11 protein-coding genes are annotated in these 19,098 nt (G+C 65.9%); 6 read left to right on the forward strand and 5 right to left on the reverse strand.

Features of this window, described 5'->3' with window-relative positions; translation table 11 throughout:
- Positions 1-58 precede the first annotated feature (58 nt).
- Positions 59-1,636 (forward strand): glutamate--cysteine ligase, encoded by a 1,578-nt coding sequence (gshA, locus tag VF716_RS16900; protein ID WP_053527123.1) that lies wholly within the window; start codon positions 59-61, stop codon positions 1,634-1,636.
- Between the two features lie 208 nt (positions 1,637-1,844).
- Positions 1,845-3,581 (forward strand): alpha/beta hydrolase, encoded by a 1,737-nt coding sequence (locus VF716_RS16905; RefSeq protein WP_053527122.1) that lies wholly within the window; start codon positions 1,845-1,847, stop codon positions 3,579-3,581.
- 33 nt (positions 3,582-3,614) lie between these two features.
- On the opposite strand, the gene argA is transcribed toward VF716_RS16905, so the two are convergent.
- From argA to VF716_RS16925, 4 genes are all read right to left on the reverse strand, one after another.
- Complete coding sequence (gene argA, locus VF716_RS16910; protein WP_013981432.1) at positions 3,615-4,913, reverse strand: amino-acid N-acetyltransferase; 1,299 nt, start codon at positions 4,911-4,913, stop codon at positions 3,615-3,617.
- Between the two features lie 45 nt (positions 4,914-4,958).
- Positions 4,959-6,110 carry an acetylornithine deacetylase gene (gene argE / locus VF716_RS16915; RefSeq protein ID WP_053527121.1) on the reverse strand — a complete coding sequence of 384 codons (1,152 nt, stop codon included), beginning with the start codon at positions 6,108-6,110 and terminating at the stop codon, positions 4,959-4,961.
- A 118-nt stretch (positions 6,111-6,228) separates the two neighbouring features.
- Entirely contained in the window at positions 6,229-7,494 is a 1,266-nt protein-coding gene (locus VF716_RS16920) for an inorganic phosphate transporter (RefSeq protein ID WP_014595539.1), read from the reverse strand.
- A 41-nt stretch (positions 7,495-7,535) separates the two neighbouring features.
- Positions 7,536-8,213: a TIGR00153 family protein gene (locus VF716_RS16925; protein ID WP_015278654.1), complete on the reverse strand. Its 678-nt coding sequence runs from the start codon at positions 8,211-8,213 to the stop codon at positions 7,536-7,538.
- Between the two features lie 113 nt (positions 8,214-8,326).
- On the opposite strand from VF716_RS16925, the gene VF716_RS16930 reads away from it, so the two are divergent.
- Positions 8,327-9,691: a CYTH domain-containing protein gene (locus VF716_RS16930; protein ID WP_053527120.1), complete on the forward strand. Its 1,365-nt coding sequence runs from the start codon at positions 8,327-8,329 to the stop codon at positions 9,689-9,691.
- A gap of 96 nt (positions 9,692-9,787) precedes the next feature.
- Entirely contained in the window at positions 9,788-11,572 is a 1,785-nt protein-coding gene (locus tag VF716_RS16935) for a GspE/PulE family protein (protein ID WP_048328270.1), read from the forward strand.
- A gap of 97 nt (positions 11,573-11,669) precedes the next feature.
- Here VF716_RS16935 and VF716_RS16940 read toward each other — a convergent pair whose 3' ends face one another.
- Positions 11,670-12,383: a murein L,D-transpeptidase catalytic domain family protein gene (locus VF716_RS16940; protein WP_011911507.1), complete on the reverse strand. Its 714-nt coding sequence runs from the start codon at positions 12,381-12,383 to the stop codon at positions 11,670-11,672.
- A 220-nt stretch (positions 12,384-12,603) separates the two neighbouring features.
- Between VF716_RS16940 and VF716_RS16945 the strand changes: the two genes are divergently transcribed.
- Positions 12,604-14,184, forward strand: a complete 1,581-nt coding sequence (locus VF716_RS16945; RefSeq protein WP_053527119.1) for a L,D-transpeptidase family protein — start codon at positions 12,604-12,606, stop codon at positions 14,182-14,184.
- A 181-nt stretch (positions 14,185-14,365) separates the two neighbouring features.
- Positions 14,366-19,060, forward strand: a complete 4,695-nt coding sequence (locus tag VF716_RS16950) for a PAS domain S-box protein (RefSeq protein ID WP_053527118.1) — start codon at positions 14,366-14,368, stop codon at positions 19,058-19,060.
- The last annotated feature ends 38 nt before the right edge of the window (positions 19,061-19,098 follow it).

Raw genomic sequence — 19,098 nt, forward strand, 5'->3', positions numbered from 1 at the left:
GTGAAGCGGCGTTTCCATCCCCATATTGGGGCGACTGTCGCGTGAAGGAATCCACAAGTTGAGCGCTCTTCTCACCCACCGCCTGGCATTGCTGGCCGAGGCTCCACACCTGCCGCTGCTCAACCAATGCCTGCACGGAATCGAGCGCGAATGCCTGCGCGTCGATGCCCACGGCCATCTGGCCATGACGCCGCACCCCATCGCGCTGGGCTCGGCGCTGACCCACCCGCAGATCACCACCGATTATTCCGAGGCGCTGCTGGAGTTCATCACCGGCACCGACCAGGACCCTCGCAATACCCTGGCCGAGCTTGAAGCGATCCATCGCTTCACCTACGCCAAGCTCGGTGATGAATACCTGTGGAGCCCGTCGATGCCCTGTCCGCTGCCGAGCGAAGCGAACATCCCCATCGCCGAATACGGCAGCTCCAACATCGGGCGGCTCAAGCATGTCTATCGCCAGGGCCTGGCGCTGCGCTACGGCAAGACCATGCAGTGCATCGCCGGCATCCACTACAACTTCTCGCTGCCGGAGGCGCTGTGGCCGGTGCTGCAGGCCGATGATGGCGATACCCGCACCGAGCGGGACTACCGCTCCGCGCGCTACATCGGGCTGATCCGCAACTTCCGCCGCTACAGCTGGCTGCTGATGTACCTGTTCGGCGCCTCGCCGGCACTGGACGCCGGCTTCCTGCGCGGGCGCCCGCATCAGCTCGAAGCGCTCGACGCCGACACCCTGTACCTGCCCTACGCCACCAGCCTGCGCATGAGCGACCTGGGCTACCAGAACAATGCCCAGGCCGGCCTCACGCCCTGCTACGACGACCTGTCGAGTTATACCGAAAGCCTCTACCGCGCAGTTTCCACGCCGTATGCACCCTACGAGGCAATGGGCATCAAGGACGCCGCCGGCAACTGGCAGCAGCTCAACACCAACGTGCTGCAGATCGAGAACGAGTACTACTCGAACATTCGCCCCAAGCGCGTCACCGCCACCGGCGAACGCCCGCTGCAGGCCCTGCGCGCCCGCGGCATCCAATACATCGAAGTGCGCTGCCTGGATATCAACCCGTTCCTGCCGCTGGGCATCGACCTCAACGAAGCACGCTTCCTCGACGCCTTCCTGCTGTTCTGCGCGCTGGCCGACAGCCCTTGCCTGGCCGATGGCGAGTGCGGCGCGGCCACCGACAACTTCCTCAAGGTGGTCAAGGAGGGCCGACGCCCCGGGTTGCAGCTGCAGCGCTGCGGCGAGGCCGTCCCGCTCGGCGAGTGGGCCGGCCAGCTGCTCGACGAGATCGCCGAAGTCGCCGCCCTGCTCGACCGCAGCCATGGCGACAGCCGGCATGCCGAAGCACTGGCCGAACAGCGCGCCAAGGTCGCCGACAGCAGCCTGACGCCCTCGGCGCGCGTGCTCGAGCAGTTGCGCACGAACGGCGAGAGTTTCAGCCAGTTCGCCATGCGCCAGACGCTTGCCCACGCCGACTACTTCCGCAGCCAGGCGCCAAGCGCCGATGAACTGCAGCAGTTCGAAACGGCGGCGCGGCAGTCGCTGGAGCGCCAGGCGGCGATGGAAGCTGCAGACGAGCCGGACTTCGACAGCTTCGTCGCCGATTACCAGCGCAGCCTCAGCCTCTGATCTCAGCCTTCATCAGCCAGATTTATAGGGCGTCATAGACGCTCTAGCTTGAGCGCCGCGTGACCAGCCCCGCGCGGCGACGCCGCTCTACGAAATTTTCCCCGCCCAGCCTCGCTCTAACGTTCGGTCATGCGTGCATCCGGGGCGCCTCGGCGCGTCTGCCCGGTCAACCGAAACAAGCCAGAACAACAACAGAAAGAGGTGCGTTATGTCCCTGCATTGGATGCTGCGCCGCCTGCGTGGCACATCTGTCGCCGTCCTGTTGGGTGGTCTGCTGGGTTTGAGCCAGCCTGCAACCGTCGACGCCGCCAGCCCCCCGATCGCCGGTGCGATCAGCGGCGGCGGACCGGCACTCACGGCCCTGCGCTACGACCTGACCATCACATCCTTCGATGGTACCCCGATAGCAGTCACCGTCTTCCAGCCTGCACTGAGCAAAGGCCAGGCCGCGCCACTGCTGATGTACAGTCATGGCTGGGGCGGCAGCCGCTCCACCGATCTCAGCGAAAGCGACTCGCTTACCGCCACGGCACGCAAGGCCTGGGAAAACGGCTACTTCGTCATGACATTCGACCAGCGCGGGTTCGGCGAAAGCGGCGGTCGGGCCAATGTTCAGGATCCTCAGATAGAAGGCCGTGACATCAAGACCCTGCTCGACTGGGCCGAGGGCGCGCTGACGCCGCATTTGGCCTATCTGCGTGGCGACCCGCTGGTGGGTGGCATTGGTCTGAGCTATGGCGGCGGCTTCCAGCTGATCGGCGCAGGTGTCGATCCGCGCTTCGATGCGCTGGTGCCGATGATCACCTGGAATGACCTGTCCTACAGCCTGACGCCCGGCACGGTGCCGAAAACCCTCTGGCTGACCTTCCTCAGCGCGATCGCGATCGACGACCAGGCCCCCTGGGTCACCCAGGCCTACGCCCAGTCGCTAGGCGGCAACGTCGACGAAAGTACCCGCCAGCGCCTGGCCGGTCACGGCCTCGGGGCATTCTGTGGCATGAACACGCCACGGGTGGATGCCTTCATCATTCAGGGCATCAACGACACCCTGTTCAACGGCAACGAGGCGGTGTGGAACTACAACTGCCTGCGCGAAGCCGGCAATGATGCCTATCTGCTGATGTCCGACGGTGGCCATGTACTGCCGGGCCTGCAGATCGGCCAGATCGGCTCGGTGGCCGCCCGGGTGCGCTGCGGCGCGCAGGACTATCAGGTCGCTGATCTGGCGTATGGCTTTCTCGATGGCAAGCTGCGCAAGCTGCAACAGCGCATCGAGATGCCGCGGGTGTGCTTCACCCAAGGCAACGAGCACGGCGTGATTGGCGATGAGGTCATGCGCGGCGGCCAGCGCTTCGCCACGCAGAGCGGCAGTCTGCTGGTCGGTCCGCCGTCCATCGATCTGGTGCTGAACCTGCTGCGCAAGCTCGATCCCGCGACGCTGTCGGACGTCCTCAGCCGCGTCTCGGCAGACGCGGTACGCGTGCTGCTCGGGGCGCTGAGCGGCATCGGTTCCGGCAGTCCGGATCAGGTCAGCAAGATCCTCACCGAACTGGTCACCACGCTGCCTCCGCATCTGATCGCCGAACTCGGTACCGCTCCACGCTTCGTGCCGCTGTACCAGGCCAGCGGCGAGCAGACCCTGGCAGGCATTCCCCTGGCAGACTTCAAAATGGAAGGTCTCGGCAAGCTGGATCCGCGCGTGTTCGTCGGCATTGGCGTGAAGCGCATGGGCAGCGGCCGCACCGAACTGCTGAACGATCAGGTGCTACCGCTGCGCGGAGTCGGCAGCCGACAGACCGAGCTGATCGGCGTCAGCACGCGCCTCAATCACGGCGATCAAGTGGGGCTGATGCTTTATGGCTTCCATCCCCAGTACACGCTGAGCTTCTCCCGCGTACCGAGTACCGTGCAACTGAGCGGAACGGTCGAACTGCCCCTGCACTGACGGAAAAGGCGGGCCCATGGGCCCGCCTTCGGTTCAGAGCGGCTTTTCGAAGATCTTCGAATTCCGCTGGAAGTTGTACAGCGAGGCCCGCGCGGCCGGCAGACGGTCGACGCTGATGGGCTCGAAGCCGCGCTCCTGGAACCAGTGCGCGGTACGCGTGGTGAGCACGATCAGCTTCTTCAGCCCCAGCGCCCGGGCACGTTCCTCGATGCGTTCGAGCAACTCGTCGCCGCGCCCGCCATGACGGTATTCCGGATTGACCGCCAGGCAGGCCAGCTCGCCGGCATCCGAGTCGGCGATCGGATAGAGCGCTGCGCAGGCGATGATCAACCCGTCGCGCTCGACGATGCTGAACTGCTCGACCTCGCGTTCCAGCACCTCGCGTGAGCGCCGCACCAGAATGCCCTGCTCTTCCAACGGGGTGATCAGATCGATCAGCCCGCCGACATCCTCGATGGTCGCCTCACGCAGTTGCTCGAACTGCTCCTGGGTCACCAGCGTGCCCGCACCGTCGCGGGTGAACAGTTCGTTCAGCAGCGCACCGTCGTCGACATAGCTGACCACGTGGCTACGCCGCACGCCGCCGCGGCAGGCCTGCGCCGCCGCATCCAGCAGCTCGGCCTGGTACTGGCTGCCGAGGCGCTCGACGTAGGCAGGGATCTGCTGCGGACGCAGCTCACGCACCAGCTTGCCGCTTTCGTCGAGCAGGCCGGTCTCGGCGCCGTAGAGCACCAGTTTGTCGGCCTGCAGATCGATGGCGGCGCGGGTGGCGACGTCCTCGCAGGCCAGGTTGAAGATCTCTCCGGTGGGGGAGTAGCCCAGCGGCGACAGCAGCACGATGGTGCGCTCGTCCAGCAGTCGACCGATGCCCTTGCGATCGATGCGCCGCACCTCGCCGGTGTGGTGCAGGTCAACGCCATCGAGCACGCCGATCGGTCGCGCGGTGACGAAGTTGCCGCTGGCCACCCGCAGGCGTGCGCCCTGCATGGGCGAAGCGGCCTTATCCATGGAAAGCCGCGCCTCCAGGGCGATGCGCAGCTGGCCGACGGCATCGATCACGCATTCCATGGTCGGACCGTCGGTGATGCGCAGGTCGCGGTGGAAGCGCGGCGTGATACCGCGCGCCGCCAGCCGCGCCTCGATCTGCGGACGCGAACCGAACACCAGCACCAGGCGCACGCCAAGGCTGTGCAGCAGCACCAGGTCGTGGACGATATTGGCGAAGTTGGCATGCTCCACGCCGTCGCCCGGCAGCATGACGACGAAGGTGCGATCACGGTGCGAGTTGATGTAGGGCGAGGAATCGCGGAGCCAGGTGACGTAGTCGTGCATGGAAAAGCCTTTGTGGCAGGTCTTGTTCGTCGGGTGGGCGGCCGGTCAGGCCTGGGGTTGCAGGCAGTAGTGCTCAATCATCCGACGCAGCAGCTGCACGGTCGGTTCGATGCGCTCGAGCTGCAGGTACTCGTCGGGCTGGTGTGCGCAGGCGATGTCGCCGGGGCCGAGCACCAGGGTCTCGCAGCCGAGCTGCTGAAGATAAGGCGCTTCGGTGGCAAACGCCACCGCCTCGGCACGGTGCCCGGTGAGGCGCTCGGCCAGGCGCACCAGCTCGCTTTCGGCCGGCTGTTCGAAGGGTGGCACCGCCGGAAACAGCGGCGCCAGTTCGATCTTCACCTGGTGCTGCTCGGCCAGCGGCTGCAGGCGCTGGCGAATGATCCCGCGCAGCTGCTGCGGGTCCATGCCCGGCAGCGGGCGCAGGTCGAACTCCAGCGCGCACTGCCCGCAGATGCGGTTGGGGTTGTCGCCGCCGTGGATGCAGCCGAAGTTGAGGGTCGGCTTGGGCACGTCGAACAGCGGATTGTCGTACTCGGCCTGCCACTGCCGACGCAGCGTCATCATCTCGCCGATCACGCCGTGCATGGCCTCCAGCGCGCTGTGGCCGTAGGCGGGGTTGGAAGAATGTCCGCTCTGCCCGAGGATGTCGATGCGCTCCATCATGATGCCCTTGTGCAGACGCACCGGCCGCAGACCCGTGGGCTCGCCGATCAGCGCCGCGCGGCCGAGCGGCTGGCCGGCTGCGGCCAGGGCGCGGGCACCGGACATGGAGCTTTCTTCGTCGCAGGTGGCAAGGATCAGCAGCGGACGACGGAACGGCTGCTCCAGCAAAGGCCGCACCGCCTCGATGATCAGCGCAAAGAAGCCCTTCATGTCGCAACTGCCGAGCCCGTACCAGCGGTCATCGGCCTCGCGAAGGCGCAGCGGATCGGCCGTCCACAGTTCACCATCGAACGGCACGGTGTCGCTGTGTCCGGCCAGCACCAGGCCACCGGGACCGCTGCCGTAGCTGGCCAGCAGATTGAATTTGCCGGGCGCGACCTCCGGCGTCTCGCAGGCGAAGCCCAGCTCGCCGAGCCAGGCGGCCAGCAGCTCGATCACGGGACGGTTGCTCTGATCCCAGCCAGGCTGCGTGCAACTGACGGAGGGCGCAGCAATGAGCGCGGCGAACTGCTCCTTGAGCGAAGGAATGGGCACCGGTGACCTCCCGTGATGCGATCGGAACGAAGGTGCAGTGAAGCACGAAACGCGCGACGGCGGGACCCGCAAACGAAAACGCCCCGCCGAGGCGGGGCGTCGATCGCGTCGGCTCGACTCAGGTAAAGATGAACTTGAGCACGGTGAAAAAGACGATCGCGAGGAAGGCACCGGCCGGCAGGGTGATCAGCCAGGACATGAAGATCGAACCGACCACGCCCAGGTTCAGCGCACCGATACCGCGGGCGATACCAATGCCAAGCACGGCACCCACCAGCGTATGGGTGGTGGAAACCGGCAGGCCGATGGCCGAGGCGCCGACCACGGTGGTCGCGGTGGCCAGTTCGGCGGCGAAGCCACGGCTCGGGGTCAGCTCGGTGATCTCCTTGCCGATGGTGGCGATCACCTTGTAGCCGTAGGTGGCCAGACCGATGACGATACCGAGCGCGCCCAGCAGCAGCACCCAGCCCGGCACTGCGGACTTGGCGGCGATGTCGGCAGCACCACCGGATTCGATCACACCGACGATGGCGGCCAGCGGGCCGACGGCGTTGGCGACGTCGTTGGCACCATGGGCGAAGGCCATCGAACAGGCGGTGAAGATCATCAGCACGGCGAAGACCTTCTCCACGCTGGCGAAGTGGAAGGTCTTGTCCGCCTCCACGTCCAGCTTGATACGGCTGAGCAGTGCCACGCCGAGCAGTGCTACCAGCAGGCCGATGCCGAAGGCGATGACCACGCCCTGCTGGCTGCTCAGGTGCAGACCGACATGCTTGAGACCTTTGGTCACCGTCATCAGGGCGACCATGAAACCGGTGAGAAACATGTACAGCGGGACGAAGCGTTTGGCGTTCTCGAAGGGATGATCGGTGTTGATGATCAGTTTCTGCACGCTCATGAACAGGCCGAAGGCGACGACCCCCGAAAGCATTGGCGTGACCACCCAGCTGGCGACGATCGGCCCGATGGCCTCCCAGTGCACCGCATCGGTGGATACGCCGACGGCAGCGAAGCCGATGACGGCGCCGATGATCGAATGCGTCGTGGAAACCGGCCAGCCCTTCATCGTCGCGATCATCAGCCAGGTACCAGCCGCCAGCAGCGCCGACATCATGCCCAGCACCATCAGATCGGGCGAGATGACCTCGGCATCGACGATGCCGTTCTTGATCGTCTCGGTAACCTCGCCACCGGCCAGGTAGGCGCCGCAGAACTCGAAGATCATCGCCACGATGATCGCCTGCTTGATGGTCAACGCACGGGAACCCACCGAAGTGCCCATGGCGTTGGCGACGTCGTTGGCACCGACACCCCAGGCCATGAAGAAACCGAATGCGCAGGCGAGAATCAGGAGTACGAAGCCGTAATCCGCAATAAGAGACATAAGGAAAACTACCTGTTGAACCCAGAAAGGACGCTGGCGCCTCAGCGCGCCAGCAATTGTTCCAGACGGTTGCCGACGCGCTCGGCGCGGTCGGCTACATCACCGATCCATTCGATGATCTTGTAGAGAAAGATCACGTCGACTGCTGGCAGGTCCTTTTCCAGATTGAACAGCGCACGGCGTACCGTGATCTGCATGCGGTCGGTTTCGCGCTCGATCTCCTCGAGCTCCTCGACCATCTTTTCGACGAGTGTGGCTTCGCGGCCACTGAAACCGGTTTCCAGCAACGAATCCAGTTCCTTGAGCGCCTTGAGCGCCTGAGCGCTGGCGTCGACGGTGCGTTGTACATAGGCCAGCATCTGCGGCTGCAGCGGCTGCGGGATCGTCATGCAGCGACCCAGCATCAGGCCGGCGATGTCCTTGGCGCGGTTGGCGATCTTGTCCTGTACACTCAGCAGATCAAGCAGATCGGAGCGCGGCACCGGCAGGAACAGGCTCTTGGGCAGGTGCTGGCGTACGCTCTTCTTCAGTTTGTCGGCCTCGTTCTCCAGCTGCGCCATCTGCTGCTGGATCTGCTCGACCTTTTCCCAGTCCTCGGCCATTACCGCCTGGAACAGCGGCACCAGGTTCGCTGCACATTCATGCGACTTGGCCATATGCTGCTGCATCGGGCCGATTGGCGAACGTCCGAACAAGCTGACGAAAGGATTGACTGGCATAGGGTATGGCCCCGGCTTGAAAGAGGCGGCAAGTATACGGACAGGCCATCACGCCTGCTACCGTGCGTCATCAGGCTGCAACATCAACACATCATAGGCACCCAGTCGGCACCATGCAGAAAGAAACCGAAATCAAGCTACGCGCCAGCCGCGAGACTCTGCTCGCCCTGCGCGAACATCCGCTGCTGAAGAAGCGCAACAAGAGCGGCTGGTCGCGCCATGAGCTGTTCAACCAGTATTACGACACCGCCGAGCGCGATCTGGCTCATGCCCGCGTGGCGTTGCGCCTGCGGCGCGACGGCGAGCAGTTCATCCAGACCCTGAAAAGCCGCGGCCAGAGCATCGCCGGCCTGTCCGAACGCAACGAGTGGGACTGGTACCTGGACAAGGCCAAGCTGGACATCAAGAAGCTCGGCGATGACTGCTGGCCGGCCAGCCTCGCCGACCTGGACAAGAAGACCCTGAAACCGATCTTCACCACCGATTTCGTCCGCGAGAAGGCCGAGATCGCCTGGGGCCGCGGAAAGACCAGGGTCGTCATCGAAGCCGCACTGGACCTGGGCCAGGTCAAGGCCGGCAAGCAGTCCGAGGAGATCTGCGAGCTGGAGCTGGAACTGCGCCAGGGCGAGCCCGAAGCGCTGCTGGAACTGGCCGCCGAACTGGCCGCCGACCTGCCGCTGATGCCCTGCGACATCAGCAAGGCCGAACGCGGCTACCGCCTGTATGACGCCGATGGCTACAGCCTGCAGCTGCCCGTACCCGAACTGGTGGCGAGCATGCCGCTGGACGATGCCGTCGTCGCGCTTGGCTGGCAGCTGCTCGGCAATAGCCAGCGACTGGCCGAGCAGTACCGCTTCAATGGCCGCTGGAAGCTGCTGGGCGAATGGCTGCAGCAGCTCGTCGAACTGCGCGCCCTGCTCGGCAGCCTCGGCCAAGCCGCCCCACGTGCAAGCAGCCGAGAGCTGCGCGAACTGCTCGACATGCTGATCCAGGACTGGCGTCCGCGAGTCGAAGCCGGTCAGGACGATGAGGGGGTGCGCAAGGCCGCACCGACGCAGTTCACCGAAGAACTGGGTCAGACCCGCTGGGGCCTGCTGTCGCTCAAGGCGTCCCTCTGGCTGCTGCAACGCAGCTGGACCCAAGGCCGCAACGCCCGTGGCGATCGCCAGGGTGCCGCCGAGCTGGGCAAATGGCTGCCGCACCTGCTGGCCGAAGAAGCCAAGGCTCTGCAGTTGCCGCGCTACCAGCAGCAGCCGGAAGACCTGGCCGAGCAGAGCCCACGCATGGAGCGCATGCTGGTATGGCTGCACCTGGCGCGCGGCGTGCTGGAGCTGCCGGAAACCGACCGTCTCTACGGCGAACTGGCCAAGCTCCACGAAATGGCCCGTCAGCCGCTGGACGAAGCAGCGCGCGAGCAACGCGTCGAGCAGGCCCATCGGGTATGGACGCTCAAGGCCTGGAAGCTGCTGGAAAAATAACGGCATAACGCTGCGCAAAGTTGAACCCCGGCGGCAGACAACGCCGGGTGTTTAACGGCAAGCTTGGATTTTTGCGCGCCACGTCGAAGGAACACCATGTCCGTGCTGAACTCGCCCCCCCAGGACCGCCCTCTCGATCTTGCCGACCTGTTGCGCGAGCTGGTTGCCCAGGGGCGGGTCGCGCAGGACAGCGCCGAGCAGTGCCTGACGGTACGCCGCAGCGCGGTGGCCAACCAGCAGCATCCGCTGGAATTCCTCGCCGCCCAGCAGCTTGACGACCTGCAGCGGCCGGGCAAGAAGCTCGATCTGGAAACCCTCACCGTCTGGCTGGCCGAACGTGCCGGCCAGCCTTACCTGCGCATCGATCCGCTGAAGATCGACGTCGCCGCCGTCACTCCACTGATGTCCTACGCCTTCGCCCAGCGCCACAGCATTCTGGCCGTGGCGGTGGATGCCAGCGCCGTGACCATCGCCAGCAGCCAGCCTTTCGTGCATGGTTGGGAAGCCAACCTGACCCACGTGCTCAAGCGGCCGATCAAGCGTGTGGTGGCCAACCCGACGGACATTCAACGTTTCACCGTCGAGTTCTACCGTCTGGCCAAGTCGGTCAGCGGTGCCAGCAGCACGGATCAGAAGATCAGCGGCGTCGGCAACTTCGAGCAGCTGCTCAACCTCGGCGCCAGCGATCAGGAGCCGGATGCCAACGACTCGCACATCGTCAACATCGTCGACTGGCTGTTCCAGTACGCCTTCCAGCAGCGCGCCAGCGACATCCACATCGAACCGCGCCGCGAGCAGGGCACGGTGCGCTTTCGCATCGATGGCGTGCTGCACAACGTCTATCAGTTCCCGCCGCAGGTAACGATGGCGGTGGTCAGCCGGCTGAAATCCCTCGGCCGCATGAACGTGGCCGAGAAGCGCAAGCCGCAGGATGGTCGGGTCAAGACCAAGACGCCGGATGGCGGCGAGGTGGAACTGCGCCTGTCGACCCTGCCGACCGCCTTCGGCGAGAAGATGGTGATGCGCATCTTCGACCCCGAGGTGCTGCTCAAGGGCTTCGACCAGCTGGGCTTTTCCGCCGATGATCTGCGTCGCTGGCAAAGCATGACCAGCCAGCCCAACGGCATCATCCTGGTCACCGGGCCGACCGGTTCGGGCAAGACCACCACCCTCTACACCACGCTCAAGCAGCTGGCGACGCCGGAGGTGAACGTCTGCACCATCGAGGACCCGATCGAGATGATCGAAGGCGCCTTCAACCAGATGCAGGTGCAGCACAACATCGACCTGACCTTCGCCAGCGGCGTGCGCGCGCTGATGCGTCAGGACCCGGACATCATCATGGTCGGCGAGATTCGCGACCTGGAAACCGCGGAGATGGCCATCCAGGCCGCGCTGACCGGCCACCTGGTGCTCTCCACGCTGCATACCAACGACGCGCCCAGTGCCATCACCCGCCTGCTGGAGCTGGGCGTGCCGCATTACCTGCTCAAGGCCACCCTGCTCGGCGTCATGGCGCAGCGCCTGGTGCGCACGCTGTGCCCGCACTGCAAGGCGCCGATGCAGCTCGATGCAGACGACTGGAGTGCATTGACTAAACCCTGGAACGCCCCGCTACCGAGCACCGCGCAACGGGCGGTCGGCTGCCTGGAATGCCGGGACACCGGTTATCGCGGGCGTGCCGGTGTCTACGAGATCATGCTGCTCAATGACGCGATCAAGCCGCTGATCACCGCCGATACCGACATCGTCGCCCTGCGTCGCCAGGCGTTCAAGGACGGTATGCGCAGCCTGCGCCTGTCCGGCGCGCAGAAGATCGCTGCCGGCCTGACTACCGTCGAGGAAGTGTTGCGGGTGACGCCGCAGAGCGAGCAGAAGTAGCCCATTCAAGCGGGCGCTGTAAGAGCGGCCTCGGCCGCGAACCGCTCAGCGCAGCACCGAACGATCTGAGGCGCCTGCCTGCATGCGGAACGACGATTCAGCCGTCCGATCGCGCCGCGAGGATGCTCGCCACCTGATTGGGCTTGCAGTTGAGGTAGGCCGAGGACTGCAACCACTGCTGGTCCGGGTACCAGGAGAACATGAACTGGCCACCCTTGAGGCTGTCGACCACCATCCGTGCCACCTCGGGCCGAACCGCCGGACAGCCCTGGCTGCGGCCGATGCGGCCTTGGGTAGCGATCCAGGAGGGGTTCACGTAGTCGGCAGGGTGAATGACGATGGCGCGCTCACGGGCGCGGTCGTTGATGCCCGGCTCCAGCCCGTCCATGCGCAGCGAGTAGCCGTGCTTGCCGCTGTAGCTTTCGGCAGTGCGAAACAGGCCGATGCTGGACTGGTGGCTGCCCACCGCATTGGAGAAACGCGTGGCGTGGTTATCGCCGGATTTCTGCCCGTGAGCGACCAGGTCCTCGAGCAACAGCTGCTCCCTCTCCAGGTCGAAGATCCACAGGCGTTTCTCGCTGGAAGGCAGTGAATAATCGATCACCGCCAGACGCTGCGCGGCTCCGGCGCCATTGTTGACCGCGCACTGCATCGCTGCGACCGCGTGGGTCAGGACCTGCCGGTCCAGCTTGGGCGCCAGCCGCGCCAGGCTGTCGACCATCGGCTGATAGGTGGCGGTGGCCGCCCAGAGCGGCGCGGCGAAGACGAGAAGGCCCGCCGCCAGGCAGGCACGTCGAAGCACTGAAATCATCACAAGCAACCCCACGGGCACGACCTGACGACTTCCTGTCTGGTCGGCGCCTTATACTCGCTACTCAATGCAGCAGCGCGACGAAGCCGGGCCGGACGGGCGAAGCCCACATGCCCGGCACGATATGTTCTTATGGTCCGAACGGTCACCGGCCGATGCCGGAGCCGCAGCCCTATAGCGGCGCAGTCTAGCAGCCACCGCAGCGGTCTGGAGCGAAACGTTGTTCAGAAAATGTGCATCCCGTCTGGCCATCTGGCTATGCCTCGCCTCCGGCCTGGCCCTCGCCACGTCTGCCTCCGCCCAGCAGGCGACATTGCAAAGCGTGCTGGAAAGCCTGCCGCAGAGCTGCCCGCAGCTGCCGGTCAGGTCCGCGATTAGCGAACACCTGAACGCGTTCTACCAGGCCCGCCAGTTCCACCCCGCCTGGACCTCCCGCTCCCTGCTCGAAGGCCTGCTGCAGCAGCTCGCACAGCTGGCCGACGATGGCCTGGACCCTGCCTACTACCAGCCGGAGCGGATACGCGAGCAGCTCTACCCGGTCGCGTCTTCCCCACGCCGGCCCGAATGCGACGACCTGCTTGCCAGCCAGGCCTACCTCCAAGCGCTGCACCACCTGGCCCGCGGACGGCTGCGACAGGCGGACATCGAACCCATCTGGCGCAGCCCGGATGCGCCGGAGGCGGATGATCGCCAGCGGCTTCTGCAGATCGCCGTGCAGGGCCTAGCCGATCTGCCCGCCGCATTCGATCGCGCGCGCCCGCCGCACGCCCTGTACCGCGACCTGCGTGCGGCCTATGCCAGGCAGCGCCAGGCAGCCCTGCCGGCCTGGCGCCCGTTGCCGAGCGGCCCGACGCTGCGCCCCGGAATGCGTGACGAGCGCAGCCCGCTGCTGCGCGAACTGCTGCTCGCCGGTGCCGGCAGCACGCCCGCGCTGGACCTGCGCTACGACGACGAACTGGTCGAGGCCGTACGTGGATTCCAGCTGCAGCACGGGCTGGAGGCCGATGGCGTCGTCGGCGTCGCCACCCTGGCGGCGCTCAATGTCAGCCCGGCCAGCCGCCTCGATCAGTTGCGCATCAACCTCGAGCGCCTGCGCTGGATCAGCCGCGACCTCGAGCCGCAATCGCTGCTGGTGGACATCGCCGGGGCACGGCTGATCTATTTCCGCGACAGCTGTCCGTTCTGGCAGACGCGCACCCAGGTCGGCCGCGAGGCGCGGCAGACTCCGCCGCTGAAATCGCGGATCTCACGCCTCACCCTGAACCCCACCTGGACCGTGCCGCCAACCATTCTCAAGCAAGACAAGCTGCCGCTGATTCGCGAGGACATCGCCTACCTGGCGCGCCACCAGATGCGCGTGATCGACGCCCAAGGTCATGCCGTGGACCCCTACGCCGTGGACTGGGCCAACCCGCGCGGCATCCTGCTGCGCCAGGACGCCGGCCCGGCCAACCCTCTCGGCCAGGTGGCGATCCGCTTCGCCAATCCGTTTTCGGTGTACCTGCACGACACTCCGAGCAAGCCGCTGTTCGAACGTGCCGCCCGCGCGGTCAGCTCCGGCTGCGTACGGGTCGAGTCCGCCCTGCAGCTGGTCGATCTGCTGCTCGAGGCGGACGAGCGGGACACCGTCGCCAGGCTGTTGCAAAGCGGCGAGACCCACGAATACCGGCTCGCCCGGCAGACACCGATCCTGATGGCCTACTGGACGGCGGATGCCGACGACAGCGGCCTGCCCCGCTACCGCCCGGACATCTACAAGCGCGATGCAGCCTTGCTGCGGGCCCTGGATGCGGCCCGCTGAATGCGCGATTCGGGTGACTTCGACGTGCTCCGTTCGTCGGGAGTTTTGTTACCCGCCGTCTGAACCTCGCGGCCTCGGCGTAGTCTTTTGCTGACCACTCGACAACGACCGCCGCTGCCGGGTGCTTAACTACCGAAACCGTCTGAATTACTCAGTGCCATGGATAGCCGAGCAGGACACTTTGAACGCCGAACACTGCGCTCCCGCAGCGACCTGGAATGAAGCTGAACGGCTGATCGCATTGGCTCGCTACACCGCGCTCGACGCTCTGTGCATAACGGACCTCGAGGCGCTGGCCGCCATGGCTGCAGATCTCTGCGCCTGTCCGGCGGCAGCGATTCATTTCGTCGACGACCAGTACCAGCATTGCATGGCTGCGTTCGCACTGGAGCGCGAAGCTGTCGTGCGCGAACGGTCGCCGTCGGCCTGGGCGATCCGTCAGGAAGGCGCGCTGGTTCTCCCCCATACCGACACCCTCGCCCAGTTCGAACTGCCGCGGCTGGCCGATGGCCAGCCCACCGGTTTCTACGCCGCGGTGATCCTGCGCAGCAGTGACGGGCTGCCACTGGGCACCTTGAGCGTCTTTGACCACCAGCCCCGCGAACTCACGCCGCGCCAGGGCACTCAGCTGCTGGCGGTGGCGCGCCAGGTCATGGCCCTGCTGGAGCTCAGCAGACTGCGCGGCGAGCAGGAACGCAGCCGGCAGATCATCGACAGCGCCCAGGATTACGCCATTCTCGCCACCGACCTGCAGGGCCGCATCACCAGCTGGAACAGCGGTGCGCAGCGGCTGCTGGGCTGGTCGCCGGAGGAAGCCATCGGCCGCGACGTGGCGTGCATCTTCAGCGAAGCCGATCGCACCGCACAGGTCCCCCAGGCCGAAATGCGCACGGCGCTGGAGCAGGGGCGTGCCGGCGACGAACGCTGGCATCTGCGCAAGGACGGCTCGCGCTTCTGGGCCAGCGGCATCCTCACGCCACTGCTGCACGACGGCCAGACGCAGGGCTTCGTCAAGATCCTGCGCGACCTAACCGAATCCCGTCAGCAGCAGGCGGCGGCGCGCGAAACCGAGGAGCGCTACCGCGCCCTGGTCGACCTCAGCCCGCAGATCATCTGGCAATGCGATGCCGCGGGTGGCCTCACCTTCTGCAACAGCTACTGGTGCGAGTTCACCGGGCTCGGCGAGGCGAGCTCCACCGGCGAAGGCTGGCTGGCCGCTGTGTCGACCAGTGATCGCCAGCGCGTCGCCGAGCAATGGCAAGCCGCATTGCGCCGGGAGCTGCCCTTCAAACTGGAGCTGCCGCTGCGCGATGTCGACGGCAACCTGCGCTGGTTCCAGGCCAACGCGGCGCCTACCTACGACGCCGACGGACAGCTGCTGCGCTGGGTCTGTGTCGCCCAGGACATCGACAGCCGCCGGCGTTCGGAAATGCAGCGACTGGAGAGCGAGGCCTTTACTCGCCTGCTGCTGGATTCGGCCAACGAAGGCTTCTACTCCATCGACCGCAACGGCGCCGTTACGCTGTGCAACGACGCCTTTCTCAAGATTCTCGGCTTCGCCAGCCGTGAAGAGGTACTGGGCAGGCACCTGCACCATGTGATCCACCACAGTCGCCCCGATGGCAGCCCCTATCCGGTGCAGGAGTGTCCGATCCAGCATACGGCGGTCACCGGTCAGCCGCGGCATGTGGAACACGAGCTGTTCTTCCGCGTCGATGGCAGCAGCCTGCCCGTCGAATACCGGGTCGCACCGATCTTCCGTGACGGCGAACTGCAGGGGGCGATCTGCACCTTCAGCGACATCAGCGAGCGCACCCAGCACCAGGCCCTGCAGGCGTTCCTGCTGGAACTGAGCGACTGCCTGCAGGCCAACAGCGAACAGGTGGACCTCTGCTGCGTACTGGATGAACGCCTGGCACGTCTGACACGCAGCGACTGCATCGCCTGGGCCTGCCTGGAACAGGATGCACTGGTGGTACAGCAACAATGGTTGGCGCCAGGCACACCGAGCCGGCTCGGCCGGCACGCCCTGGCGGACGGCGCGACGCTGACCGAGCGCCTGCGCCGCGAGCATCTGGTCGTACTCGACCGGGATGAGTCGCAACCTGGGCTGCACGAGCGGCTGGCCAGCATGGGGCTGCTGATGGCCGAGTTACCGGCGATCGGCACCCAGCCGCTGGTGTTGCTGTTCATGCGAGGCCAGGCGCAAGCCTGGACCAGCGATGACGTCACCCTGGTGCGTGAAGTTCTCGAACGGCTGCGCAGCAGTGCCGAGCGCATCCGCGCCAACAAGGCGTTGCGCGAGGCGGAACAGCGCATCAGCCTGGCCAACGAGATCGCCTCAATCGGCGTGTGGGAGTACCGCGACCATCAGCATTCCCTGCACTGGGACGCCCAGCTCAAGGCGATGGCCGGCATACCACCCGAGCAGCCGGGGCTGGATGTGCATGAGGTGCTGGCACGGGTGCATCCGGACGATCGCGGCAAGCTGATCCGGGCGCTGGGTGAAACCCTGGCCGGGGAGGGCGACGGCGAGTTCCAGCTCGACTACCGAATCTACGACACCCGCATCGACGACTTCGTCTGGCTGGCCAACCGTGGCCGCCGGCTGCTCGACCCCAGCGGCGAGGTCCGCATCCTCGGTACGGCGCGCAACATCACTGCCGAACGCAACGCCGCCGAGCGCATGTTGCGCATGAACGAGATGCTCGAAGAGCAGATCAAGGATCGTCAGCAGGCCGAGCAGCGGCAGACGGCGCTGATCGAACTGGGCGACCTGCTGCGCGAACAGCACGACAGCCAGACCATCGCCCATGCCGCCGTCAGCGTGATCGGCCGGACCATCGGCGTATCGCGGGTGCTGTTCGCCAGTGTCGACGCCTCCAGCCAGAGCGCCACCATCGAGCGCTACTGGAGCGACGGCGGTTCCGACAGCAGCAATGAGATGGTCTATTTCGCCGACTACGGGGACTTCTTCTACGACCTGCAGGAAAACGAGCTGGTGGTCATCGAGGACGTGCTGCACGACGCCCGCACCGCCAGCCACGCCGAGAACTTCGCCGAAAGCCTGATCCGCAGCATCGTCTGCGTGCCACTGTTCGAGCAGGGCCGCATCTCCGCCGTGATGATGCTGCTCGAGGAGCAGCCGCGCGCCTGGCTCGACGAGGACATTTCGTTCATCCGCGAAGTGGCCGACCGCGCCTGGACCGCCGACGAACGCATGCGCGCCGAACGCGCATTGCGCGAGAGCGAAGAGCAGTTCCGCACCCTGGCCGACAACATGAGCCAGTTCGCCTGGATGGCCGACCCCGCCGGGCGCATCTACTGGTACAACAAGCGCTGGTACGACTACACCGGCACCACCAGCGAGGCCATGCGCGCGCTGGGTTGGCGCGCGGTCAACCATCCCGATCATCACGAGCGGGTCAGCGCCTCGATGAAGCGTGCCTTCGCCATCGGCTCCATCTGGGAGGAGACCTTCCCGTTGCGCGGCAAGGACGGCAAGTACCGCTGGTTCCTCTCCCGGGCGCTGCCCATTCGCGACGACTTCGGCCAGGTTACCCACTGGTTCGGAACCAACACCGACGTGACGGCCCAGGTTGCCGCCGAAGAAGCCCTGCGCGAACTCAACGAAAGCCTGGAACGGCGGGTGGCCGAACGTACCCGCGAGCTGGCGGCGATCAACAGCCGCCTCCATATCGAGATGGCCGAACGCGAACGCGCCGAGGAAGCACTGCGCCACGCGCAGAAGATGGAAGCCATCGGCCAGCTGACCGGCGGCCTGGCTCATGACTTCAACAACATGCTGACCGGCGTGCTCGGCTCGCTGGACCTCATCCAGCGCCGCGTTGCCAGCGGCAGCACCGGCGACCTGGACCGCTACATCGACGCCGCCACCACCTCGGCCAACCGCGCCGCGGCGCTGACCCATCGCCTGCTGGCCTTTGCCCGGCGCCAGTCGCTGGATCCCAAACCGGTGGACGTGAACATGCTGGTGGTGTCGATGGAAGACATGCTGCGCCGCACCATGGGCGAGCACATCCAGCTGGAAGTGGACCTGCAGGCCGATGCCTGGCTCGCCTACACCGATGGCCACCAACTGGAAAACGCCCTGCTCAATCTGGTGATCAATGCCCGCGATGCCATGCCCAACGGCGGCCGCCTCGGCGTGCACACCGAAAACCAGCGCATCGAGCAGCACCAGCCCGACGCGCCGGAGCCCGGCGACTACGTGGTGCTCTGCGTCACCGACAACGGTGCCGGCATGTCGGCGCAGACCATCGCCAAGGCGTTCGATCCGTTCTTCACCACCAAGCCGATCGGCCAGGGCACCGGCCTCGGCCTGTCGATGGTCTACGGCTTCGCCAAGCAGACCGGCGGCCATGTACGCATCGACAGCGCCCTCGGCGAGGGCACCCGGGTCACGCTGTATCTGCCACGCAATCTGAGCGACGACCAGGCCCAGCCCGGGCCGGCGCAAGCGACCGACATGCCAGGTGCCAGAAGTGGCGAGATCGTACTGGTGGTGGAGGACGAAGCGGCGGTACGCATGCTGGTGGTGGAAGTACTGCAGGAGCTCGGCTACCAGGTGCTGGAAGCCTGCGATGCGACCAGTGCGCTGCCCTACCTGCACGGCGATCAGCGCCTCGATCTGCTGGTCAGCGACTTCGGTCTGCCCGGGCTCAACGGTCGGCAGCTGGTGGAAAGCGCCAGGCAGCATCGCCCGGAACTGAAGGTGCTGTTCATCACCGGTTACGTGCCGGACGAGGAAATGCGCAACGACTTCATCGGCCCCGGCATGGATATCCTCGCCAAGCCGTTCAGCATCGACATCCTCGCGGCGCGCATCCGCAGCCTCATCGACACGGGCGTCTGAGCGGCAACCGGAACTCTGCGCAACGGCTCGCACTCTCA

The organism is Stutzerimonas sp. Brlt_14, from assembly GCF_051948915.1.
In the GTDB taxonomy this organism is placed as follows: Bacteria; Pseudomonadota; Gammaproteobacteria; order Pseudomonadales; family Pseudomonadaceae; genus Stutzerimonas; species Stutzerimonas stutzeri.